This is a genomic window from Aquitalea denitrificans (genome assembly GCF_009856625.1).
GTDB classification, from domain to species: domain Bacteria; phylum Pseudomonadota; class Gammaproteobacteria; order Burkholderiales; family Chromobacteriaceae; genus Aquitalea; species Aquitalea denitrificans.
Window position 1 is genome coordinate 2,317,501 of record NZ_CP047241.1, and the last position, 21,713, is coordinate 2,339,213.

General features: G+C 59.4%; 21 protein-coding genes and 1 pseudogene. 12 read left to right on the top strand and 10 right to left on the bottom strand.

The window, feature by feature from the left end; genetic code table 11:
- Nucleotides 1–39: 39 nt before the first annotated feature.
- Both rpsB and GSR16_RS10510 read right to left on the bottom strand, forming a co-directional pair.
- Entirely contained in the window at nucleotides 40–768 is a 729-nt protein-coding gene (gene rpsB, locus GSR16_RS10505; protein WP_159877154.1) for a 30S ribosomal protein S2, read from the bottom strand.
- A gap of 141 nt (nucleotides 769–909) precedes the next feature.
- Nucleotides 910–1,161, bottom strand: a complete 252-nt coding sequence (locus GSR16_RS10510) for a hypothetical protein (RefSeq protein ID WP_240902458.1) — start codon at nucleotides 1,159–1,161, stop codon at nucleotides 910–912.
- A gap of 12 nt (nucleotides 1,162–1,173) precedes the next feature.
- On the opposite strand from GSR16_RS10510, the pseudogene GSR16_RS10515 reads away from it, so the two are divergent.
- From GSR16_RS10515 to nudC, 5 genes and pseudogenes are all read left to right on the top strand, one after another.
- Nucleotides 1,174–2,223: pseudogene (locus GSR16_RS10515) on the top strand (NAD(P)H-dependent flavin oxidoreductase); the annotation flags it as partial.
- Nucleotides 2,224–2,429: 206 nt separating this feature from the next.
- Entirely contained in the window at nucleotides 2,430–3,731 is a 1,302-nt protein-coding gene (locus GSR16_RS10520) for an MFS transporter (protein ID WP_159877156.1), read from the top strand.
- Between the two features lie 236 nt (nucleotides 3,732–3,967).
- Nucleotides 3,968–5,164: a cation:proton antiporter gene (locus GSR16_RS10525; RefSeq protein WP_159877158.1), complete on the top strand. Its 1,197-nt coding sequence runs from the start codon at nucleotides 3,968–3,970 to the stop codon at nucleotides 5,162–5,164.
- 1 nt (nucleotide 5,165) lies between these two features.
- The gene (locus tag GSR16_RS10530; protein ID WP_159877160.1) at nucleotides 5,166–6,287 is read left to right on the top strand and encodes a YbdK family carboxylate-amine ligase; all 1,122 of its coding nucleotides are present in this window, start codon (nucleotides 5,166–5,168) and stop codon (nucleotides 6,285–6,287) included.
- Nucleotides 6,288–6,432: 145 nt separating this feature from the next.
- A complete protein-coding gene (gene nudC, locus GSR16_RS10535) occupies nucleotides 6,433–7,221 on the top strand; it encodes an NAD(+) diphosphatase (RefSeq protein ID WP_159877162.1) in 789 nt (262 codons plus the stop codon).
- Nucleotides 7,222–7,281: 60 nt separating this feature from the next.
- Here the strand turns inward: nudC and GSR16_RS10540 are convergent, their stop codons facing one another.
- From GSR16_RS10540 to orn, 3 genes are all read right to left on the bottom strand, one after another.
- A complete protein-coding gene (locus GSR16_RS10540) occupies nucleotides 7,282–7,785 on the bottom strand; it encodes a CinA family protein (protein WP_159877164.1) in 504 nt (167 codons plus the stop codon).
- Complete coding sequence (gene pgi / locus GSR16_RS10545; RefSeq protein WP_159877166.1) at nucleotides 7,778–9,430, bottom strand: glucose-6-phosphate isomerase; 1,653 nt, start codon at nucleotides 9,428–9,430, stop codon at nucleotides 7,778–7,780. Before pgi ends, GSR16_RS10540 begins: the two co-directional genes overlap by 8 nt.
- Nucleotides 9,431–9,570: 140 nt before the next feature.
- Nucleotides 9,571–10,116, bottom strand: coding sequence for an oligoribonuclease (gene orn / locus GSR16_RS10550; RefSeq protein WP_159877168.1), 546 nt, complete (start codon nucleotides 10,114–10,116; stop codon nucleotides 9,571–9,573).
- A gap of 72 nt (nucleotides 10,117–10,188) precedes the next feature.
- On the opposite strand from orn, the gene GSR16_RS10555 reads away from it, so the two are divergent.
- The 5 genes from GSR16_RS10555 (at nucleotide 10,189) to GSR16_RS10575 (ending at nucleotide 14,098) form a co-directional block, all read left to right on the top strand.
- Nucleotides 10,189–11,436 (top strand): M48 family metallopeptidase, encoded by a 1,248-nt coding sequence (locus GSR16_RS10555; protein WP_159877170.1) that lies wholly within the window; start codon nucleotides 10,189–10,191, stop codon nucleotides 11,434–11,436.
- Complete coding sequence (locus GSR16_RS10560; protein WP_159877172.1) at nucleotides 11,433–11,759, top strand: 4a-hydroxytetrahydrobiopterin dehydratase; 327 nt, start codon at nucleotides 11,433–11,435, stop codon at nucleotides 11,757–11,759. The genes GSR16_RS10555 and GSR16_RS10560 overlap by 4 nt, the downstream gene beginning before the upstream one ends.
- Nucleotides 11,756–12,640 carry a ribosome small subunit-dependent GTPase A gene (rsgA, locus tag GSR16_RS10565; protein WP_159877174.1) on the top strand — a complete coding sequence of 295 codons (885 nt, stop codon included), beginning with the start codon at nucleotides 11,756–11,758 and terminating at the stop codon, nucleotides 12,638–12,640. Before GSR16_RS10560 ends, rsgA begins: the two co-directional genes overlap by 4 nt.
- A gap of 118 nt (nucleotides 12,641–12,758) precedes the next feature.
- Nucleotides 12,759–13,499 carry an acetoacetyl-CoA reductase gene (gene phbB / locus GSR16_RS10570; protein ID WP_159877176.1) on the top strand — a complete coding sequence of 247 codons (741 nt, stop codon included), beginning with the start codon at nucleotides 12,759–12,761 and terminating at the stop codon, nucleotides 13,497–13,499.
- 116 nt (nucleotides 13,500–13,615) lie between these two features.
- Nucleotides 13,616–14,098, top strand: coding sequence for a GAF domain-containing protein (locus tag GSR16_RS10575; RefSeq protein WP_159877178.1), 483 nt, complete (start codon nucleotides 13,616–13,618; stop codon nucleotides 14,096–14,098).
- 64 nt (nucleotides 14,099–14,162) lie between these two features.
- Here the strand turns inward: GSR16_RS10575 and GSR16_RS10580 are convergent, their stop codons facing one another.
- The 3 genes from GSR16_RS10580 to GSR16_RS10590 all read right to left on the bottom strand — a co-directional run bounded on the left by GSR16_RS10580 (nucleotide 14,163) and on the right by GSR16_RS10590 (nucleotide 17,698).
- Entirely contained in the window at nucleotides 14,163–15,227 is a 1,065-nt protein-coding gene (locus GSR16_RS10580; protein ID WP_159877180.1) for a DNA-binding protein, read from the bottom strand.
- A 282-nt stretch (nucleotides 15,228–15,509) separates the two neighbouring features.
- Nucleotides 15,510–16,646 (bottom strand): response regulator, encoded by a 1,137-nt coding sequence (locus tag GSR16_RS10585; protein WP_159877182.1) that lies wholly within the window; start codon nucleotides 16,644–16,646, stop codon nucleotides 15,510–15,512.
- 95 nt (nucleotides 16,647–16,741) lie between these two features.
- A complete protein-coding gene (locus GSR16_RS10590; protein ID WP_159877184.1) occupies nucleotides 16,742–17,698 on the bottom strand; it encodes a 2-hydroxyacid dehydrogenase in 957 nt (318 codons plus the stop codon).
- Between the two features lie 113 nt (nucleotides 17,699–17,811).
- Here GSR16_RS10590 and GSR16_RS10595 point away from each other — a divergent pair, with 113 nt between their 5' ends.
- Both GSR16_RS10595 and GSR16_RS10600 read left to right on the top strand, forming a co-directional pair.
- A complete protein-coding gene (locus GSR16_RS10595; RefSeq protein WP_159877186.1) occupies nucleotides 17,812–18,972 on the top strand; it encodes a tyrosine-type recombinase/integrase in 1,161 nt (386 codons plus the stop codon).
- Nucleotides 18,973–19,033: 61 nt separating this feature from the next.
- Entirely contained in the window at nucleotides 19,034–20,299 is a 1,266-nt protein-coding gene (locus tag GSR16_RS10600) for an Hsp70 family protein (protein WP_159877188.1), read from the top strand.
- Nucleotides 20,300–20,355: 56 nt separating this feature from the next.
- On the opposite strand, the gene GSR16_RS10605 is transcribed toward GSR16_RS10600, so the two are convergent.
- Both GSR16_RS10605 and ypfJ read right to left on the bottom strand, forming a co-directional pair.
- Nucleotides 20,356–20,703: a hypothetical protein gene (locus GSR16_RS10605; RefSeq protein ID WP_159877190.1), complete on the bottom strand. Its 348-nt coding sequence runs from the start codon at nucleotides 20,701–20,703 to the stop codon at nucleotides 20,356–20,358.
- Nucleotides 20,704–20,823: 120 nt separating this feature from the next.
- Nucleotides 20,824–21,708, bottom strand: coding sequence for a KPN_02809 family neutral zinc metallopeptidase (gene ypfJ, locus GSR16_RS10610; protein WP_159877192.1), 885 nt, complete (start codon nucleotides 21,706–21,708; stop codon nucleotides 20,824–20,826).
- Between the last annotated feature and the right edge of the window lie 5 nt (nucleotides 21,709–21,713).

The window sequence follows — 21,713 nt, forward strand, 5'->3', positions numbered from 1 at the left end:
GTCTCAAAAAAGGGGCTTTCGCCCCTCTTTCGAGTCTGCTTACTCAGCCTGGGCCGATTCAGCGGCGGCTACGACTTCTTGCAGCGACTGAGCGCGGCCTTCCAGTACGGCGTCGGCGATGCCGCGAGCGTACAGGCGGATGGCACGGCTGGAGTCGTCGTTACCCGGAACCACGTAGTCGATGCCATCCGGCGAGTTGTTGGTATCAACAACGCCGATTACCGGAATACCCAGTTTCTTGGCTTCAACAATGGTACCTTTCTGGTAGCCAGTGTCGATAACGAAGATGGCATCCGGCAGGCCCTTCATATCCTTGATACCGCCCAGCGAGCGCTCCAGCTTGTCAACTTCACGTTGCAGGTCCAACAGTTCTTTCTTGTTGTAACCCATGTCAGCGCCTTCCAGGATGGCACGCTTCTCTTCAAGACGCTTGATGGACTGCTTCACGGTCTTGTAGTTGGTCAGCATGCCGCCGAGCCAGCGGTGATCAACAAACGGCATGCCAGCGCGGGCAGCTTCTTCACGGACGATCTCACGCGCCTGACGCTTGGTACCAACAAACATTACGGTGCCCTTGTTGGCAGCCAGACGACGCACATATTCCTGGGCGCCGATAAACAGCGGCAGAGTCTTTTCCAGGTTGATGATGTGAATCTTGTTGCGGCTGCCAAAGATGTACTGAGCCATCTTCGGGTTCCAGAAACGGGTTTGGTGGCCGAAGTGAACGCCGGCCTCAAGCATTTGACGCATGGTAACGTTGGTGGACATGCAAAAACTCCTTAAAGGGTTAAGCCTCCATCCGCGCAGACAACCGTCGCTTTGTATTGACGGCACCCTTTGGCACGGATGTGCGTAGTGTTTCCCCTGCCCAATGCAGAGGACGCAGGATTTTAGCACCGCCAAGCCACCTCACTCAAGCATCTTGCCCGCATTTTCCTGCTCGCGCGCCAATTCCTGCCGCTTTCGCAGCTTGCGGCGTGTCATTCTTGCAATAAACAAGGTGGGCAGAAATCCCATAAAGAACAAAATGGAAAACGTTGCCCACAGGCTGTTTTGCGCCACGGCGAGCATCAGCCCCACGTAGAGCCAGCCAATCAATACCATATACATAATCAAACAACCGTTTGAATTTTTCGAAAAAAGCCTGAACAATAGCGCCATAGTGTAAACCACCCGGCGGCCATCATCATGCAAACCCGATTTACTGCAACATTTGGCATTCAACTCCCGCTAGCCTGCCCCGGCATGAGCTATATCGCCACCCCGGAACTGGTGGCAGCCACTGCCAATGCCGGCGGTCTGGGCATTCTGGCCACCGGCCCGCTCAGCCCGGAGATGACACGCAGTGCCATCCGCCGCATCCGCGAACTTACCGACAAGCCTTTTGGCATCGGCTGCACGCTGATGATGCCCGGCGCGCGGGAGAACTGTGAAGTGGCACTGGAAGAACAAGTCCCCATCATCAACTTCTCACTGGGCAAGGGCGACTGGATCGTCCAGCGTGCCCATGCCTATGGCGGCAAGGTGATTGCCACCGTGGTGACGGAAAAGCACGCCATCTCGGCAGAAAAATCCGGCGTGGACGGCTTGCTGGTCACCGGTCATGAAGCCGCAGCGCACGGAGGAGAAGTTACTTCGCTGGTGCTGATCCCGGCCATCCGCAAAGCAAGCAGCCTGCCCATTATTGCCGCCGGCGGCTTTGGCAGCGGTGCCGGGCTGATGGCGGCACTGGCGCTCGGCGCCGATGCCATCGCCATGGGCAGCCGCCTGGCGATGACGCAGGAAAGCCCGGTACACACCACCAGCAAGGAGATGATCCGCCAGCGCGGCGTGGGCGACACGCTGTATTCGCGCAACTTCGATGGTCTATGGTGCCGCATGATGGACTCACCCGCCGCACGCGCAGCCAGCCGCAAACCGATGAATTTGCTGGCGGCTGCGTGGAAAGCCAGTAGCGTAGCCCGCAAGATGGGCATGCCTGTGCTGAAAGTGGCGCTGGGCGGCATGCTGAAAAAGCCGCAAGAGCTGCGCCAGCTGGCCTTGTTTGGTGCGGCCACCGAATCCATCCGCCTGGCCATCGAAGAAGGCAACCACCAGAAGGGGGTTCAACTGATTGGCCAGGTGCAAGGCCTGATCGACGACATTCCTGACGTGCAGCAACTGTTCGACCGCATCATGCAGGAAGCCGCCGACACACTGATTCAGCTGCAATCACGCATTTAGCATAAAAACACAGCAATCCTGAAGTTTTTCTTGCTCTGGAAAAACTTTATTTAATTTGAAGTTGAAAGTGCGCAATTAGATGCTGCCTGGCGGCATCTATTCTCATTGCCTTGCCCACCACCTGTCCCGTATTCTCCACTTGCACTCGCAAATGCATCACGCCGACGCAGATCGGCCGCTCCGCTCACCCACCATAGAGAACACGCATGATCCCGCACCACAACCAGGCTGGACAGGCAGCCCCACGCCCGCTCACCCGCCAGGATTACCGCACCCTGGCCCTGGCCGCCCTGGGCGGCGCACTCGAATTCTACGACTTCATCATCTTCGTATTTTTTGCCCTGGTCATTGGCCAGCAGTTCTTTCCGCCTGACATGCCGGACTGGCTGCGCCAGTTTCAAACCTTCGGCATCTTTGCTGCCGGTTACCTGGCCCGCCCACTGGGCGGCATTGTCATGGCCCACTTTGGCGACAAGCTGGGACGCAAGCGCATGTTCACCCTGTCCATCGTGCTGATGGCCGTCCCCACCCTGCTGATGGGCATGCTGCCCACCTATGCCAGCATCGGCATTGCTGCCCCGCTGGCGCTGCTGGCCTTGCGCATCCTGCAGGGTGCTGCCATTGGCGGCGAGGTGCCGGGTGCCTGGGTGTTCGTGGCAGAGCACGTACCTGCCCGCCACACCGGCTATGCCTGCGGCACACTCACCGCAGGACTGACCGCCGGCATCCTGCTGGGCTCACTGCTGGCCACGCTGATCAACAGCAGTTTCAGCCCAATGCAGATTGCCAACTGGGCGTGGCGGCTTCCCTTCCTGATTGGTGGCATCTTTGGTCTGATCGCCATGTACTTGCGCCAGTGGCTGGAGGAAACCCCGGTCTTTGCCGAAATGCAGGCCAAGAAGGCACTGGCTGATGAACTACCGCTGAAGACCGTGCTGCAGCAACACCAGCATGCAGTCGTCGTTTCCATGCTGCTCACCTGGCTGCTGTCCGCTGCCATTGTGGTGGTCATCCTGATGACACCGGCCTATCTGCAAAAGCAGTTCGGCATTGCCGCCGCTACCAGCCTTAAAGCAAACAGCCTGGCCACACTGGCCCTGATCGTCGGCTGCATTCTGGCTGGCCGCATCATCGACCGCCTGGGCAGCGGCCTTACCTTCATTCTTGGCAGCCTGCTACTGGGCGCAAGCAGTCATCATTTCTATACGACAATCGCCATCGACAGCAGTCAGCTGTATGCCCTCTACGCACTGGCAGGGCTTAGCGTGGGGATTGTCGGTGCCGTTCCCTACGTCATGGTGCGCGCCTTCCCGCCCGCCGTTCGCTTTACCGGCCTGTCCTTCTCCTACAATCTGTCCTATGCCATCTTCGGCGGCCTGACACCGATGGCGGTTACGCTGTGGATGAAAACCAATCCGCAGGCACCTGCACACTATGTACTGGCGCTGTGCGGTATGGGTGTGTTGCTGGGTTGCCATCTGCTGTGGCAAGAGCAGCGCCGGCGCTGACACCCACCGCCTCCCATCCCACGGCCCTGCAAGGGCCGTTTTTCATGGTAGCCACCCCGGCTGGCTGCCCGCTTCGCAGAGGAAAATCGGCCCCAGCGCGGAACCCTTCTGCTAAATCAGCAGTCTCTGATTAACCGGACCCTGCTTTACTGCACCCACACGGCTTCATCGTCCAGCGCCACTCCCGGCCTTGCCCCTGCCCACCCAGGCCCGACTCACAGACCACGGAGACGCCCATGCCTCATTTTCCATGGCAGCACCTTGTACTGAACCCGCTTGCCGCCTTTGGCATCCTGCTAACCTTGGGTGTTATTGGCGGCCAGATTGCCAACCGCATTGCCCGGCTGCCGGCCATGACCGGCTATGTACTGATCGGGCTGATCATCGGGCCGGCCAGCCTGCATGTGCTGAATGAAGACTTGCTGCGCGCCGCCGATCTCTTCGTCAACCTGGCCTTGGGTCTGGCCCTGTTTGAAAGTGGCCGTCGGGTGGACCTGCGCTGGCTGCGCGCGGAGCGCACCCTGCTGCTAAGCACCCTGGCTTACTGCCTGCTGGTATTTGCCGCGCTGTGCACCTTGCTATCCAATGCCGGGCTCGACTGGCAAAGCAGCACCGCGATGGCTGCCATCGGCATGGCCACCTCGCCCATCGTCATTCTGGAAATGCTGCGCGAAGGCCGGGCCGAGGGCCAGGTCAGCGACCGACTGGCCACTGCCACAGCGCTATCCAGCCTGCTGTCGCTACTGGCCTTTGCCATTGCGCTGGGCTCGGCCCATCTGCTCAACAATCATCCGCCGGAGGACAGCCTGCTCACCCCGGCCTGGCTAATTCTGGGTTCCAGCTTGCTTGGACTGCTGGCCGGACTGCTGGCGATTGCCCTCAACCATTGGCTGGGCCATCAGCGTCAGCAGCAGACCGTGCTGCTATTCGGCTTGATCGCCCTGCTGGTCGGGCTGGCCGGCATGCTGAACACCCTGCCCGCACTGGCCTTGCTGGTTTTCGGCCTTGCCACCCGCAATCTGCGGGGTGGCGAAAGCGTGAGCGAACCAGGCTTGCTGGCGGGCAGCCACTTTTTCTTTGTCGCCTTTTTCGTGGCAGCCGGTGCCTGGCTGCAACCGCAGGCACTGGCAAGCCACTGGCCACTGACACTGGGCTATCTGCTGTTGCGCAGCGCCATTGCCATGCTGTTCTGGTTTCTGCTGGCACCGGCCAACTGCCTCACCCGTCGTCGTGGCCTGTGGCTGGGACTGGCGCTCAATCCCTTATCAGGCGGCAGCGCCATGCTGCTCAGCATGAGCGCTCTGGCGCTGGGTACGCAGGCTGGCAGTGCTGCCGCCAGCATGATGGCAGTTCTGTTAATCAGCGAGCTGGCCGGGCCCTGGCTGTGCCGCCTAGCCCTGCAACAGACCGGCGACATCTGCAAGGAGCAATGACATGCTGGAATTCAATAACAGTACCCCGCTGACCCTGGGCGTGGAACTGGAGCTGATGATTGTCAACCGCCGCGACTACAACCTGACCCGCGGCTCGGACGACTTGCTACTGCTGGTAGACCGCCAAACCCACGGCTACGACATCAAGCCGGAAATTACCCAGGGCATGATTGAAATCGGCACCGCCATCCACCAGGGCAGCGCCAGCATGCTGCAGGAGCTGCAGGCCATCCGCCAGTTGCTGGTAAACAGCGCAGAGAAGCTGAACCTCGGTCTGGCAGGTGGCGGCTCCCACCCCTTCCAGCATTGGAGCGAGCAACAGATCTACCCCAAAGCTCGCTATCAACTGGTTTCCGAGCTGTACGGCTACCTGGCCAAGCAGTTCACCGTCTACGGCCAGCACATTCACATCGGCTGCCCGGACGGCGACAGCGCCATCCGCCTGAGTCATTATCTGGCGCGTTACATTCCCCACTTCATTGCCCTGTCCGCGTCATCCCCCTTCTATCAGGGCATGGACACGCTATTCCAGACTTCCCGCCTGACCAGCGTCAATGCCTTCCCGCTGTCCGGCTGCATGCCCGGGGTGGAAAACTGGGACCAGTTCAACGATTACTTTCAGGACATGGCACGACTGGGCATCGTCGCCAGCATGAAGGATTTTTACTGGGACATCCGCCCCAAACCTGAATACGGCACGGTAGAAGTCCGCATCTGCGACACCCCGCTGGACATCGTCACGCCCACCCTGCTGGCCGCCTACGCCCAGATGCTGGCCCGCCGCTGCCTTGAAGATGAATGGCAGGACATCCGTCCGGAGCGCTACCTGACCTACAGCTACAACCGCTTCCAGGCCTGCCGCTTCGGCTTTGATGGCGTACTGGTGGATGGTAGCGCCGCTCAGCAGACCAGCGTGCAGGACGATCTGCTGGCAACCCTGGGCAGCCTACAGGCACACGCCACTGCACTGGGTTGCGAGGCAGAACTGGCCGCACTGCGCGAGCGTACACTCAAGCGACAGTCGGACAGTCAGTGGCTGCGCGATGTGTATCGCGACAGCAGCTCTCTGTCCGAAGTGGTACGCCGCCAAAGCGCCTGCTGGATGCATGACCAGCGCGACTGAAGCCTGGAACCGGGCTTGATCTGCATCAGCCAGCCCGGCCTGCCCGCTTGTTTGCCGCAAATTTTTACCCCGACCCCAGGTCTGACAGCAGACAATGTTACGGCGCTGCGGCTACACTGGCGGCTTAGCTCTCCAAAGCCCGATCATGCCGCTCGAACTGCCAGAACACTTCAACCCCGATCTTCCGACCCGCTGGTGTATTTTCGACGGGCCGCGCCTGCTACTGCAAAACCAGGCCCTGCCGACGGATGCCGCCCGCCACTGGCCGCTGGCCAATCGCCTGTTCATCGACCAGCAGCAAGGCTACAACCTGTACGCAGCAGATCTGATCGGCCCGGCACCGGCAGATGGCGAATGGCTGCCCTTGCGCGCAGCCCTGATGGCACTACCACCAGAGCAAACCGCAGGTATCGCCCGTGCTGCCCAGCTACGTCAGTTTCAGCACACGCACCGTTTTTGCGGCCATTGCGCCAGCCCCTTGCAACAGCACGGCCACGACCAGGGCAAAAGCTGCCCTGCTTGTGGTCAGCTATACTACCCGCGCCTATCACCAGCCATGATGGTGGCAGTCTACCGCGGTAAGGAATTACTGCTGGCACGCAGTCCCCACTTTCTGCCGGGCGTGTACAGTGCACTGGCCGGTTTTGTCGAGCCGGGGGAAACCGTGGAACAATGCGTGCATCGCGAAACCCTGGAAGAAGTAGGTGTGCGCGTGAGAAATCTGCGCTATGTCTGCTCGCAATCCTGGCCCTTCCCGCACTCGCTGATGCTGGCCTTTACCGCCGAGTACGATGGCGGGGACATCCGCCCTCAGCCAGGCGAGATCGAAGATGCCGGCTGGTATCACATCGACACCTTGCCCGCCATACCGGCCCAGCTGTCCGTTGCCTATCAGCTGATACGTCACACCAGCGACTGGTTGCGCCAGCAGTAGCACTGCTGCTGAATGTAAAAAGGGAGCCACTGGCTCCCTTTTGCATTTTGCCCGCAGCTCTCAAGCGCGCAAGGGCTGGGCATCCATTGCATCCAGCACAGCGGTCAGTGCCACCTGCACGGTTTGCAAGCGCACCGCTGCGCGGTCACCCGAAAAGCAACGGACAAACACCCTGCCCGCACCACCAGGTCCGGCAATGGCCAGCCATACCGTACCCACCGGCTTGGCTGCAGAACCACCACCCGGCCCGGCAATACCGGACACTGCCACAGCCCAATCTGCTGCGGCACGTTCACGCGCACCCGCCACCATTTCCCGCACCACCGCTTCGCTGACTGCGCCATGGGCCTCCAGCGTAACAGCACTTACACCCAGCAGATCCTGCTTGGCCTGATTGCTGTAGCTGACCATGCCATAGCCAAACCAGGCCGAGCTACCCGCAATATCGGTCAGAGCTGCAGCAATCATGCCGCCAGTGCAGGACTCTGCCGTAGCAATGGTCTCGCCCCGCTGCAACAGCTGCTCTCCCAGCCGGGACGCCAGCACAGTCAATTGTTCATTCATGTGTTTTCCTGAAATGGCGGATCAAGCCCAACGTGGAACTATCATGTGCAGCCGAGGCATCGGCTGCCGCATCCAACTCCGGCAGGATGCGCCGCGCCAGTTGCTTGCCGTACTCGACACCCCATTGATCAAAGGAATTGATGCCCCAGATCACCCCCTGCACGAATACCTTGTGCTCGTACAACGCCATCAGCATGCCCAGGGTATAGGGTGTCACCTTGTCCAGCGCAATGGTATTGGAAGGTTGATTGCCAGGAAACAGTTTTTGCGGCAACAGCATGTCCAGCTCTTCGCCGGATAGCATCGGCAGTTCGGCCATGACTTCGGCTTCGCTCTTACCGCGCATCAGCGCCTCGGCCTGGGCAAAGCAGTTGGCCACCAGCACGCGGTGTTGTTGTTCCAGTCCGTAATGGCCGTTCATCGGCACGATAAAGTCACAAGGCACCAGCCGGGTCCCCTGATGCAGCAGCTGGAAAAAGGCATGCTGGCTGTTGGCACCTTCTTCACCCCAGATTACCGGGCCGGTGTCGAAATCCAGCGGCTCGCCAAAGCGCCCCACCCGCTTGCCATTGGACTCCATGTCCAGCTGCTGGATATGCGCCGGCAAGCGGCGCAGGCCGTGATCGTAAGGCATGATGGCGTGGGTATGCGCCTGATAGAAGGTGTTGTACCAGACACCGATCAGCGCCAGCAGCACCGGCATGTTCTGCTGCAACGGCGCACTGAAGAAGTGCTCATCCATGGCATGCCCGCCATCCAGAAACTGGCGGAAATTGTCATACCCTACCGCCAGCATCACCGGCAGGCCGATAGCCGACCACACCGAGTAACGCCCACCCACCCAATCCCAGAAGCCGAACATGTGCTCGGTATCAATACCGAAGGCCGCAACAGCCGGCGCATTGGTCGACACCGCAACAAAATGGCGCGCGACATCAGCCTGACTGCCAGCTTGCAGAAACCAGGCCTTGGCCGCTGCAGCATTGAGCAGGGTTTCCGGAGTGGTAAACGATTTGGATGCAATCACGAACAGCGTAGCGGCAGGATCAAGCCTCTCCAGCGTGCGGGCGATATGCTGGCCATCAACATTGGAAACAAAATGTACGGCCAGATCCGGGTGGGCATAGGCCGACATGGCTTCCTGCACCACCAGCGGCCCCAGGTCGGAACCGCCTATCCCCAGATTCACTACATTGCGGATGGGCTTGCCGGTATAGCCCAGCCATTGTCCGCTGCGTACCTTGTCGGTAAATGCTTGCATGCGCCGCAACACATCATGTACTGCCGGCACCACGTCTTCGCCATCCAGCGGCAATGTCGCCGTTGCAGGCAAGCGCAATGCCGTATGCAGCACCGCCCGTTTCTCACTGACATTAATGCGCTCGCCGCTACGCATGCGCTGCATCCAGACGGGCAGATCCGCCTCATGCGCCAGGTCGATCAGCAGCTCCAACGTGCGCTCGGTGATGCGGTTTTTCGAATAATCCAGCAGCAGGCCACCCAGCTGCAGGGAAAAGCGCTCGAAGCGCTGTGGATCAGCCTGAAACAGTTCGCGCATCTGCATGAAGCGGGTGGCGCGCTGATGCTGGTGGAGTCGGGCCCATACCGGGCTGTGGTTGATACCGGCTTTGCTGTCGTCAAACATGATAATGAAATGGCTGCAATCAAAAATGGGGATTCAATCCGGCAAGTCTGCACACGCCAGCACGGGCGCATGCACCAAGAAAAAGGGGACTCGCGTCCCCTTGCAACCTGCATACTACCATCTGTAGCAACAGCGCTACATCACAACTTGATGAAGTGCTCGCGGTAATATTTCAATTCTTCGATGGACTCTTCAATATCCGCCAGCGCCTCGTGCTTGCCACGCTTCACCACACCGCGCGCCACCTCTGGCTTCCAGCGTTTGCACAGCTCCTTCAAGGTGGAGACGTCCAAGTTACGGTAGTGGAAGTACTCTTCCAGCGCCGGCATCCAGCGCACCATAAAGCGACGGTCCTGATGAATGGTGTTGCCACACATCGGCGTGGTACGCGCCGGCACATGCTCGGCCATGAAGGCCAGCAGGCTGGCTTCGGCTTCCGCCTCGCTCAGGGTCGAAGCTTTCACCTTGTCAATCAGGCCGCTCTTGCCGTGGGTGTTCTTGTTCCAGTCGTCCATGGCATCCAGCACGCTGTCCGGCTGGTGGATTACCAGCACCGGCGACTGCGCCAGGATATTGAGCTGACTGTCGGTCACAATCATCGCCACTTCGATGATGCGGTCGGTTTCAGGGTTCAGCCCGGTCATTTCCATGTCGAGCCAGATGAGGTTGTTCTGATCTTGTGCCATACTGTCCAATCTTTACGAATCCGCGTATTTTCCTTCATTGCTGCACTTGCGGCAAACCCACCTGCGTAAATCATGACTGAGGCATTCCGCATTCTGTTTCTGGCCGCACTGGCTACCACCCTTGTTCTCAAGCTGTGGCTGGGCTTGCGCCACATCCGCCACATTGCCGCACACCGCCGCCATGTACCTGTTGAATTTGCTGATGCCATCACCTTGCAGCAGCACCAGCACGCTGCCGACTACAGCATGGCCAAGACCCGTCTGGGCCTGTTGTCGTCCATCATCGATACCAGCCTGATCCTGACCCTGACCATGGGTGGGGCCCTGGAATGGCTGGCAGGCTATATTGCGCAACTACATTCCGGTCCCATCGCCAGCGGCCTGCTGCTGGTCGTAGCCGTTACCATCATCAGCTCCGCCATCAGCCTGCCTATTTCGCTGTATAGCACTTTCCGCATCGAAGCACGCTACGGCTTCAACAAGATGACGCTGGGCATGTTTGTTGTCGATCTACTCAAAGGCAGCGCGATTGGCGCTGCCATCGGCCTGCCATTGCTAGCACTGGTACTGTGGCTGATGGCGCAGGCCGGACCGCTGTGGTGGCTGTGGGTATGGCTGGTATGGTCGGTGTTCCAGTTGTTGATGGTGGCACTTTACCCAACGCTGATTGCACCGCTATTCAACCGTTTCAGCCCGCTGGAGGACCTGGAACTCAAGCAGCGCATTGAGGCCTTGCTTGCCCGTACCGGCTTTACCAGCCAAGGCGTGTTCGTGATGGATGGCTCACGCCGCTCCAGCCACGGCAATGCCTATTTCACCGGCTTTGGCAGTGCCAAGCGCATCGTGTTTTTCGACACCCTGCTCAAACAACTGGGCGCGGAAGAAATTGAAGCCGTACTGGCTCACGAACTGGGCCATTTCAAGCGCAAACACATCGTCAAGCGCATCAGCTTTGCCTTTGCCCTGTCGCTGGGCTTTTTGTTTATCCTGGGCCAACTGCTGCATGCCGACTGGTTTTATGCTGCACTCGGCGTCAATACGCCCAGCACCGCCATGGCCTTGATCCTATTCTTCATGGCGGTGCCAGCCTTTACCTTCCCGCTGACTCCGCTGTCCAGCCTGATGTCGCGCCGTCACGAATACGAGGCCGATGCCTTTGCCGCCGACCAGGCCGATGCAGAGCATCTGGTTACCGCCCTGGTAAAACTCTATCGTGACAATGCATCCACGCTGACACCGGACCCATTGCACTCTGCCTTTTACGACTCCCACCCTCCGGCGAGCCTGCGCATCGCCCACCTGAAAGGAGCCAGCACATGAATCTGCTCGAACTGCACTGCGAAACCGCCCACGGCCTGAGTCCGCTGGACGCCAACACCACCAGCCAATTCCTGGCCAAACTGCCCGACTGGGACATCCAGGGTATCGAGCTGTGCAAGACCTTCCGTTTTGCCGACTACTACCAGACCATGGCCTTTGTGAATGCACTGGCATGGATTGCCCATCAGGAAGACCACCATCCCGACCTGTCGGTGCATTACAACCGTGTCGTCGTTCACTTCAGTACCCATGATGCCGGTGGGCTTACCCTTAACGACTTCATTTGCGCGGCCAAAACCGAAGCACTGCAAGGACGCGCATGAGAGCAGCCATCGGACAGATCATCCGCAGCCATGGCCGCCGCTTTATCGTTGAGGCCGAAGGCCAAACCTACGGCTGCTCCACCCGCGGCAAGCGCGTGGACTTTGCCTGTGGCGACCGGGTGGAAATCCTGATCCAGAACAAGGAGCAGGCCGTCATCGAGGAAAGTCTGCCACGCAGCAGCCTGCTCTATCGGCAGGATGAATGGAAAACCAAGGTGATTGCGGCCAATGTCAGTCGCATTCTGTTCGTGATTGCCGCCGTACCCAGCCCCAGCGAAGAATTGCTGAATCGCTGCCTGATTGCCGCAGAAGCCGCCGATATCGATCCGGTCATCCTGATCAACAAGGCCGACCTGCCGGAAACCACGGCACTCATCAGCAAGCTGCAGCCCTATGCCGCACTGGGCTACAAGATGATCACCCTGTCGGCCAAGCAGGACATGAGCCCGCTATTGCCGCTGCTGGATGGCGAAACCTGCGTATTTGTCGGTCAATCTGGCATGGGCAAGTCCACCCTGACCAACGCCCTGCTGCCCGAAGCCAACGCACGCATCGGTGACATTTCCGAAGCACTGGATTCCGGCCGCCACACCACCACGCACGCCACCCTGTACCACCTGACAGAACTATCAGACGGCAGCGACCTGATCGACTCCCCCGGCCTGCAGGAGTTTGGCCTCAAGCATCTGCAGGCCAGCGATTTGCTACATTACTTCCCGGAAATGCGGCCACTGATCGGGCAATGCCGCTTTCACAACTGCACGCACCGCAAGGAACCGGACTGCGCCATCAAGCAGGCCACTGCAGATGGAAAAATATCATCGCAAAGACTGGATTTACTTCAACGTTTAAGTAATGAATTGTTAAATCAATCAGCATAAAATGTTTTGTCATCCAAGCTGTTTACAATTCCTTGTCGGACTCATATTCTGGTAAGAAAAAGTCAGACCAGACCAAGACCAGCGACTTTCGCACCAACAAAGACAAGGAGCCAGCATCATGACAAAACGCATCGCACTCGTAACCGGAGGCATGGGCGGCATTGGCACCGCCATCTGCAAGGCCCTGGCAGAATCGGGCCACACCGTCATCACCACCTACAGCAAGCCGGGCAAGGAACAGGCATGGCTTGCCGATATGAAGGGCATGGGCTTTAACGACATCCACGCCTATCAGTGTGACGTCACCGACACCGCCGCCTGCGCCGACATGCTGGCCAAGGCGCAAGCTGAAGTGGGTGCCGTGGACGTACTGGTGAACAATGCCGGCATTACCCGCGATGGCACTTTCAAGAAACAAACCAAGGATGACTGGGACGCCGTCATCAAGACCAATCTGGACTCGCTATTCAATATGGTGAAGCCGGTTCTGGACGGCATGGTGGAGCGTGGCTTTGGCCGCATCATCAACATCTCCTCCATCAATGGCCAGAAAGGCCAGTTTGGCCAAACCAACTACTCTGCCGCCAAGGCCGGCATGCACGGCTTCACTATGGCCCTGGCCCAGGAAGTGGCACGCAAGGGCGTCACCGTCAATACCATCTCGCCTGGCTATATCGCTACCGACATGGTGATGGCCGTGCCGGAAGAAGTACGCAACAAGATCATCGCCAACATTCCGGTAGGCCGCCTGGGCAAGCCGGAAGAAATTGCCGGCCTGATCAACTACCTGGCATCTGATGTAGCCGGCTTCATGACCGGGGCCAACCTGGCCATCAACGGCGGCCAGCACATGATGTAATGCCGGACCGCAGGTACGGACAAAAAACCCGGTTAATAGCCGGGTTTTTCATTGCCACTTTTCATGGCCAGCATTCTGCTATGCTGACGGCCTTGAATTACACATCAGAGCAAGACATGGCTGAACATTTGACCATTCAGGGCGAAAGCAAAGAAGAAAAATACCAGACCCTGCTACCGCAGGCCCTGGCACTGGTACAACACGAAGACGATCAGATCGCCGCACTGGCCAACCTGGCCGCAGCACTGCACAGCACCTTTGACTGGCTGTGGACCGGCTTCTACCTGGTGAAAAACACACAACTGGTACTCGGACCGTTTCAGGGGCCGATTGCCTGCACCCGCATCCCGCACGGCAAGGGTGTATGCGGCAGCGCCTGGGCACAAAACCAGACCCTGGTAGTACCGGATGTCGATGCTTTTCCCGGCCATATCGCCTGCTCGTCCAGCGCTCGCTCGGAAATTGTCGTACCCATTCACAATGCCAGTGGCGAAGTTGTAGCCGTGCTTGACGTCGACTCCAGCAGTCTCGAGCAGTTCGACACCATCGACGCCCGCTACCTGGAGCAAATCTGCAATGCCTTGCCGCATCTGTTCTGAGCAATGACAAGCTAGCAGTACAAAAAACGGATGCATTGCATCCGTTTTTTCTGGCCACTCACCCTTAACTCAAGGGCAGCTGCAACTGGCGACTGACCCACTCTCGCATACCGGCCTCATCCAGCACCAGCAAGTCCTGCCTGGCATCGTGCATGGCCGCGGCCAGCCGTACCAGCTGCCGCTCAAGCCCAGCCGACATTTCACTTGCCAGCCGCGCATTTTCCCCCGCCATATCCAGTAGCCGCGCACTAGCCTGCTCGCCAAGTACGGCCTGGCGCTCAGACGTCTGCTGCAGCTCAACATTCCGCTGCTCCAGCATCTCCAGCCTAGCGGCCTGCTTGCCGGACTCCCGGTCGCGCTCGGCCAGCCGCTCACGCCACTGCTGCTCAGTCCGAATGGCCTGCTGACGCACTGCCTGCAGCTCTTCCTGCAGCGACGTTGTGGCCAGCTTCATGGCTTGACGCTCCTCCTCCACCTGCTCGTACAGGCGAACACGCAAGCCTTCCAGACGCTCATAGGCCAGCGTTTCACGCCGCTCAGCCTCCTGACGCGCCTCTAGCAGACGCTGATCGTGGCGCAACTCCAACTCGGCCACACGCTGATCAGCCTCGCGTCGCAACTGCTGCAAAGATTGCCGCCCTTGCTCCAGCTGCTCATTCAGACCAAGACAGTTGGCATCAAGCAGTGCTTGGCGCTGCTCGGCGGCCTGCAGCTTACTTTCCAGCTCCTGCTGATGCAGTGCGCGCAGCTCGAGTTCACGCAAGGCAGATTGCAATGCGGACTCCACCCCATCCAGCCGAGCCTGCAAAGTGGTTTTATCCTCTTCGGCAGCCGCCACCTGGGCAGCCGCTTCGCTGCGCATGGCTTCCCACTGCTGCTCTGCCGCCTCGCAGGACTTCTGCCATATCATGCCAAAAGCATCAACCAGGCCTGCCGGCCAATCTGGATGGCGCGAGGAACTGGCCATGCGCGATAAAAATTCCTGCCGCCACTCTTTCAAGGTGTTGTTGATGGTAGTGTTGGAGCCCGTCCCCAGGCGGGAGCGCACCTCCACCACTGTGGGCCACACGCCTTCACCGACCAGATCAAACGCCACCTGCCTGATGCGCGAGTAAATATCAGCCGCCATCACAGCCTCACTCCGAATTGAATTCAATCAGTGTATCACACTCGCAATACATTTTTTACGTATTACATTATTTAATTACAGTCGAATGCATATTTTTTCCGATTACTATAATTATCGGAAGTATTTCCCGTAGGCTTTGCAAAATAAGCATTCAGAATTCACTCCCGCCCTGTCATCGACATGAAAAAGCCCGGCAGTTCATGCCGGGCCATTGCCAATCAAACCTTGCTCACCACTCAGCGATCCACCCACCAGGCACCGTCAGTTCACAAACCCGCGCACTCAGTGCACCACACCCGACACCTGGCGCAACTCCACTACCATACGGGACAGCATGTCCTGCAGATCCGAGATATCCGACTGCGAGTTCAACAACGCATCAATCCCCTCATCCAGCGCCCTATTTAGCAGACTCTCCTGCGAATTGGTCAGCAGCATGGAAACACACGCCTCATCTATCCGCTGACGAATCCCCTCCAGCGCAACGCGCCCCGCCACCAGATTGTCCCGCTGCGCCCTGTCCACATCTCCCAGCGTCTGCGTCATGCGCAAGGCAACCTGTACAATCAGATCATCGCGACGGCGCGCCTCAGCCATTACAGCCAGCGACTCCACATGTACATTGACAGCCTCCGCCAGCATGGACAGATGATCACGCAAGCAGCCACAACGCTCTTCATCATCTTGCGGCATATCACGCACCAAGAGCGACACCGCCGGAAAGTTGATCACCATCCGGTTCTTGAACTGCGCCAACCGCCCCATCGTTACCAGATGATCCAATACCGACACCTCGAGCGGACTAGCCTCTCCATCGCTACTGCGCGTCAAAACCCCCGCCGCCGTACGCAACTGCACACCACCCTGCAGACCATACAGTCCCAGCCCCGCCAACATGGCATCAGCCAGCTCCCGCAAACTGGCAGCCGCGCCCAGCTGTTTGATCACCTCCAACAGAGCCCCCATTTCACTCATGCTGATCATAGCTGTCATCGCCGCACTACTAGCAGCATGCGCCAAGCCATTCAGGCGTCGCCGCTCCTCCGCTGCGTCAATCAACTTCTGCAGCTTGGCCTCCAGCTCCAACGCCGAAAATGGCTTGACGATATAATCCTCGCCACCAGCCTCATAGCCACTCAGCCTATCCTCCACCGCCTCACGTGCCGATACAAACACAATAGGGATATACGCAAAGCGGCTATCCTCCCGAATGCGCCGGCAAGTTTCAAAACCATCAATACCAGGTTGCATTTCAACATCCAGCACAATAGCCGCCGGCTGCAATGCCTCCAGCATTGACAGGGCATCCTCCCCACTTTCCGCATCAAGTACATCAAAACAATGCGCCAAACCCGCCTTCATCAGCCGGCGAGTGATCAACACATCATCCACTACCAGTATTTTTGATTTTTCATGCATTTGTTCTCACCCTGCTCCCCTTGCAAATACGGCAATCATTCCTCCTCTATAGCTGGGCCAGTCGGCAGAATTCAAGCCAAGCCACCTGATATGCATCAAACCAGCGGCAGCGGCGTCAGCAACGGCCGCCCGGCAAAGTGCGCCAGCAGGTTGTCCAGCATCAGCTGCGCCATGGCCGCCCGCGTTTCCAGCGTGGCACTGGCCATATGCGGTGTAAGCACAACATTGTCCAGCCCGAACAGCACCTCCGGCACCTGCGGCTCATGCTCAAACACATCCAGCCCGGCCCCGCCCAGGCGACCATCAAGCAGGCGTTCCACCAGCGCGGCCTGATCCACCACCGAACCTCTGGCAATATTGATCAGCACCCCATCCGGCCCCAGCGCATCCAGCACCCTGCCATCCACCACATGCCGCGTGGCGGCACCGCCCGGCAGCGCCAACACCAGCACATCGACCTCGGCCGCCATTGCACCCAGATCCGGATAGTAACGGTAGGCCACATCGGCCTTGGCCCTCGGTCCGTGATAACCAAGCACCATCCCGAATGCCTCAGCCCGGCGCGCAATGGCACGTCCGATATTGCCCAGCCCGACAATGCCACAGCACTTGCCAGCCAGGCTGTGCGTCAGCGGGAACCCACCATGCAGCCAATGACCTGCGCGGACAAAGCGGTCCGCCTGTACCACCCGACGAAAAACCGCCAACAACAAGGCCAGCGCAGTATCGGCCACGCACTGATCCAGCACCCCCGGCGTGGTGGTGATTGCGATGCCGTGCTCGCGCGCATAAGCCAGATCGATGGCATCAAACCCAACCCCCACGCACGCCACCAGTTCCACAGCTGGCAAGGCCTGCAGCAACTGGCGCGACGCCCCTACTCCACCCGTGGTCACCACCGCCCGCACCTCAGACCACGCCCGACCGGCTGCCAGCTCTTCCTGCAATGTCCAGCCACACAGGCAATCAAACTGCGCGCTTAATTGCTCCATCAACGCTGGTGCCAAAGGCACGGTAATGAAAATAGTTGGCCGACTTGCAATCTGCTTCATATCGCTCACTCCATGACAGGTAGTTGATGCTACCACCAGGCATGCCCATCAAACCGCGCAAACAATGTAAAAGCCTTGTCGCTACAGCAAGCTGCTTCTAGAATCGGCGCAACATGTCCGATACCCTTCCAGCACTGCCGCCAGGCCCGCAACTGATTGCCGCCCAGTCCGACCAACAGGCAGTATTGCTGTGGCTGAGCGAGTTCATCGACCGGCCTGCCACGTTACGTAGCTACCGCAAGGAAACCGAGCGTTTTCTGCTGTGGCTGGACGACCGCCACAAACAACTGCAGCAGGTACAGCGCGAGGACGTGCTGGATTACCAGCGCTTCTTGCAAGCACCATGGCCTGCAGAGCGGTGGATCGGCCCGGCACGCCCGCGCCAGCACGCCCACTGGAAGCCGTTTACCGGTCCGCTACAAGCCAGCAGCATTCGTCAGGCCCTGACCATCCTGTCCGCACTGTTCAGCTACCTAAGTGAAGCTGGCTATCGCCGGGGCAATCCCTTCAAGCTACTACGCCAGCGCCAGGCCATGGACATGCACCCCATCGAGCGCTTTCTCGACAGCCAAGCCTGGCAAGCCATTCTCGACACACTGGCAAAGCTGCCCGCACAAACCGCGCGTGAACAACAACAAGCAGCCCGCGCCCGCTGGCTGCTGACCTTGCTTTACCTTACCGGTGCACGCCGGCAGGAGGTAGCCGCCGCACACATGGGTGACTTCAGCCAACGCCGCCAACAATGGTGGTGGCGGGTAAGGGGCAAGGGGGGCAGCCTTGCCGACATCCCCGTTGCTGAAGAATTACTGGCCGCACTAGGTCACTACCGGCAGTCACTGGGGCTGCCGCCACTACCAGCCCACGCCGAAGCCACACCCTTGGTATGCCGCATTCCCGGTCGGCACAACACACAAGTGCGAGGCATCAGCGACAAGGCAATCTATCTGATCTGCCAGGAGGTATTCCGCCGCGCCGCCAGTAGCTGCGCAAATGAGGAAACGCGCGACCGCCTGCTGCAGGCCAGCACACACTGGCTGCGCCACACCGCCGCCAGCCATCAACTGGACGCCGGCATCCCGCTACTGATGGTCAGCCAGAACCTGCGTCACGCCAGCATCCAGACCACCCGCCGCTACCTGCATAGCGAGGAAGATGCCCGCCACCAGGCAACCAGCATGCATCGCATGCAAGCCGCACAAACTGGCAATACGGAACAGGCTTTTGCAGCCGACAACAGCACGGACAGCCATCGGGAAGACGACACTTCAACCTAAGACCCCTTCCCAAAACGCACGGTTACGCGTACCATCCCGCCTCGCTTTTCGGGATGGAATCATGAACACAAGCAGCGCTGCGCAGGCATGCGGCATCGACTTCGGCACCTCAAACTCCACGGTAGGCTGGCTACGCCCCGGCGCTGACACGCTGATTCCACTGGAAGACGGCAAGATCACCCTGCCCTCGGTAGTATTCTTCAATTACGAGGAGGACCACTCGGTGTTTGGCCGCAAGGCACTGCTGGAGTACACCGAAGGCTATGAAGGCCGGCTGATGCGCTCGCTGAAAAGCCTGCTGGGCAGCAGCCTGATCGACAGCCAGACCGAAGTGCAAGGCCGCGCCCTGCCATTCCGCCACCTGCTCACCCTGTTCATCCAGGAGGTCAAACAGCGCGCCGACCGCGCCGCAGGCCGCCCGTTCGAGCAAGTGGTACTGGGCCGCCCGGTATTCTTTGTCGACGACAATCCCAAAGCCGACGCACTGGCCGAAGAAACCCTGGCCCAGATTGCCCGCCAGGTAGGCTTCAAAGACATATCCTTCCAGTTTGAACCGCTGGCTGCTGCCTTTGACTACGAATCATCCATCGAACGGGAAGAGCTGGTGCTGATCGTGGATATCGGCGGCGGCACCTCGGACTTTTCTCTGGTACGCCTGTCGCCCGAGCGGCGCATGCTGGACGACAGGCGTCAGGATATTCTGGCCACTGGCGGCGTGCACATCGGCGGGACAGATTTCGACAAGCAACTGAGCCTGCACGGCGTCATGCCGCTGTTCGGCTTCAAGAGCCGCCTGCGCAACAATGCCGAAATGCCTTCGGCACAATATTTCAACCTGGCCACCTGGCACACCATCAACTTTGCCTACACCCGCAAGGCGTGGATGGATCTGCAGGACATCCACCGTGACGTAGAAGACCCGCGCGCCTTCGACCGCCTGTTCAAGCTGATCCAGGAGCGTGCCGGCCACTGGCTGGCCATGCAGGTGGAAGAAGCCAAGATTGCCCTGTCAGGCAGCAACAGCCACCGCCTGGGCCTGGAACTGGTAGAGGATGGCCTGTATGCCGAACTACTGCGTGAGCAATTCAACGACACCATTGCCGGCATGCTGGGGCAGATTGGCAAGACCATAGACAGCCTGCTGCAGGATGCTGGCATCAGCGCCAGCCAGATCGACACCGTGTTTTTTACCGGCGGCTCCAGTGGCGTACCTGCACTGCGCCGCTGCGTGCAGGACCAGCTACCCAATGCCCGCCACGTGGAAGGCAATCTGTTTGGCAGCATTGGCAGCGGCCTGGCCATCGAAGCCAGAAAACGTTACGGCTGATGCCAAAACAAAAAGGCTGCCCCAATGGAGCAGCCTTTTATTTGTTGCAACCCGAATCAGCCCTGCCGTTTGCGCGGGGCTTTTTTTCCGCCTGGCGGCAACTCCAGACCAAACAACATGCCGGTGCGGCCCGTCTGTGACTGACAGGCAATCTGCAAGGCGCGGTTAATGGCTTCCTTCTTGCTCACCCCCCACCACTCGATCATCTTGTCCAGCGACTTCTGTGCATCGCGACTCAGCTCCACCGTCACCGACAGCTCCTGCAGGCGGTTGCGGCGCTGCTCGCGGCTGCGGCGCTTGCGCTCGGCTACCGTCATGGCGCGCTCGCCCAAGGGCTTGCGTCCAGGCTTTTTCTGCACGCCGCCGATCAGGTCAAAAGTGTAGTGATCGCAGGGATCTTTCATTGGATGGGTGACGGGTCACAATCAAGAGGGGCGCAAGAATACCACAAAGCCGCAGCAGATGGGGCAGACCGGTCTGCTGCGCATGCAATTAAGCACATCGCATAAGCTGCCAACCACCTGTCACAAGGGGTTGGCGGCAAAGGTGTCGCACTGGGCGATATCACCACTGTCAAAGCCGCGCTTGAACCAGCTTACCCGCTGCGCACTGCTACCGTGGGTAAAGCTGTCCGGCACCACGGCATGGCCAGCAGAACGCTGCAGGGTATCGTCGCCGATTTTCGAGGCCGCATTCAGTGCGGTTTCCAGATCCCCCGTCTCCAGAATATGGCGCGCCTTGTCGGCATGACTGCCCCACACTCCAGCAAAGCAATCGGCCTGCAACTCCAGCCGCACCGACAGCGCATTGGACTTGCGTTCGGAAGCACCACGCCGCGCCGCATCCACCTTGCCGGAGATGCCCAGCAGGTTTTGCACATGGTGACCCACCTCGTGGGCAATCACATAGGCCTCGGCAAACTCGCCCGGGGCTCCCAGTTGCTGGTTAAGCGTGCGGTAGAAAGCCAGGTCGATATACACCTTGTGATCGGCCGGGCAGTAGAACGGCCCCATGGCCGACTCGCCCTGCCCGCAGGCGGTGGGCGTGCTGTTGCTGAACATCACCAGCTTTGGTCGCTCGTAACTGCCGCCACGCTGCTGGAAAATCTGCCCCCACACGTCTTCCGTATCAGCCAGCACCACCCGTACCAGCTTGGCTTCCCGCTCCTCCTCAGCCGCGCGCACCTTGGGCTGATGCGGCTGAGTCTGCACCTGCTGATGGCCGCCGCCGCTGAGGGCGGAAATCACCTGCAAGGGGTTGGCACCAAACACCAGCCAGGCCACCAGACCAATGGCGACCGTACCCAGCCCGATACTGCCGCTGCCAAGACTGAAGCCGCCCGAGGAGCCGCTTTCTTCGTCGCGCCTGTCCTCGACATTGTCACTTTCGCGATTGCCATCCCAACGCATGAAGC

What these genes read in the sequence shown, in the direction of transcription:
- GSR16_RS10540 (WP_159877164.1), bottom strand. Translation starts at nt 7,785, where the DNA reads ATGAATGAACAATTGACTGTGCTGGCGTCCCGGCTGGGAGAGCAGCTG.
- GSR16_RS10575 (WP_159877178.1), top strand. Translation starts at nt 13,616, where the DNA reads ATGGCTGAACATTTGACCATTCAGGGCGAAAGCAAAGAAGAAAAATAC.
- GSR16_RS10585 (WP_159877182.1), bottom strand. Translation starts at nt 16,646, where the DNA reads ATGCATGAAAAATCAAAAATACTGGTAGTGGATGATGTGTTGATCACT.
- pgi (WP_159877166.1), bottom strand. Translation starts at nt 9,430, where the DNA reads ATGTTTGACGACAGCAAAGCCGGTATCAACCACAGCCCGGTATGGGCC.
- phbB (WP_159877176.1), top strand. Translation starts at nt 12,759, where the DNA reads ATGACAAAACGCATCGCACTCGTAACCGGAGGCATGGGCGGCATTGGC.
- GSR16_RS10600 (WP_159877188.1), top strand. Translation starts at nt 19,034, where the DNA reads ATGAACACAAGCAGCGCTGCGCAGGCATGCGGCATCGACTTCGGCACC.
- GSR16_RS10555 (WP_159877170.1), top strand. Translation starts at nt 10,189, where the DNA reads ATGACTGAGGCATTCCGCATTCTGTTTCTGGCCGCACTGGCTACCACC.
- ypfJ (WP_159877192.1), bottom strand. Translation starts at nt 21,708, where the DNA reads ATGCGTTGGGATGGCAATCGCGAAAGTGACAATGTCGAGGACAGGCGC.
- rsgA (WP_159877174.1), top strand. Translation starts at nt 11,756, where the DNA reads ATGAGAGCAGCCATCGGACAGATCATCCGCAGCCATGGCCGCCGCTTT.
- GSR16_RS10530 (WP_159877160.1), top strand. Translation starts at nt 5,166, where the DNA reads ATGCTGGAATTCAATAACAGTACCCCGCTGACCCTGGGCGTGGAACTG.
- GSR16_RS10510 (WP_240902458.1), bottom strand. Translation starts at nt 1,161, where the DNA reads ATGGCGCTATTGTTCAGGCTTTTTTCGAAAAATTCAAACGGTTGTTTG.
- orn (WP_159877168.1), bottom strand. Translation starts at nt 10,116, where the DNA reads ATGGCACAAGATCAGAACAACCTCATCTGGCTCGACATGGAAATGACC.
- GSR16_RS10605 (WP_159877190.1), bottom strand. Translation starts at nt 20,703, where the DNA reads ATGAAAGATCCCTGCGATCACTACACTTTTGACCTGATCGGCGGCGTG.
- GSR16_RS10595 (WP_159877186.1), top strand. Translation starts at nt 17,812, where the DNA reads ATGTCCGATACCCTTCCAGCACTGCCGCCAGGCCCGCAACTGATTGCC.
- GSR16_RS10525 (WP_159877158.1), top strand. Translation starts at nt 3,968, where the DNA reads ATGCCTCATTTTCCATGGCAGCACCTTGTACTGAACCCGCTTGCCGCC.
- GSR16_RS10520 (WP_159877156.1), top strand. Translation starts at nt 2,430, where the DNA reads ATGATCCCGCACCACAACCAGGCTGGACAGGCAGCCCCACGCCCGCTC.
- GSR16_RS10560 (WP_159877172.1), top strand. Translation starts at nt 11,433, where the DNA reads ATGAATCTGCTCGAACTGCACTGCGAAACCGCCCACGGCCTGAGTCCG.
- GSR16_RS10590 (WP_159877184.1), bottom strand. Translation starts at nt 17,698, where the DNA reads ATGAAGCAGATTGCAAGTCGGCCAACTATTTTCATTACCGTGCCTTTG.
- GSR16_RS10580 (WP_159877180.1), bottom strand. Translation starts at nt 15,227, where the DNA reads ATGGCGGCTGATATTTACTCGCGCATCAGGCAGGTGGCGTTTGATCTG.
- rpsB (WP_159877154.1), bottom strand. Translation starts at nt 768, where the DNA reads ATGTCCACCAACGTTACCATGCGTCAAATGCTTGAGGCCGGCGTTCAC.
- nudC (WP_159877162.1), top strand. Translation starts at nt 6,433, where the DNA reads ATGCCGCTCGAACTGCCAGAACACTTCAACCCCGATCTTCCGACCCGC.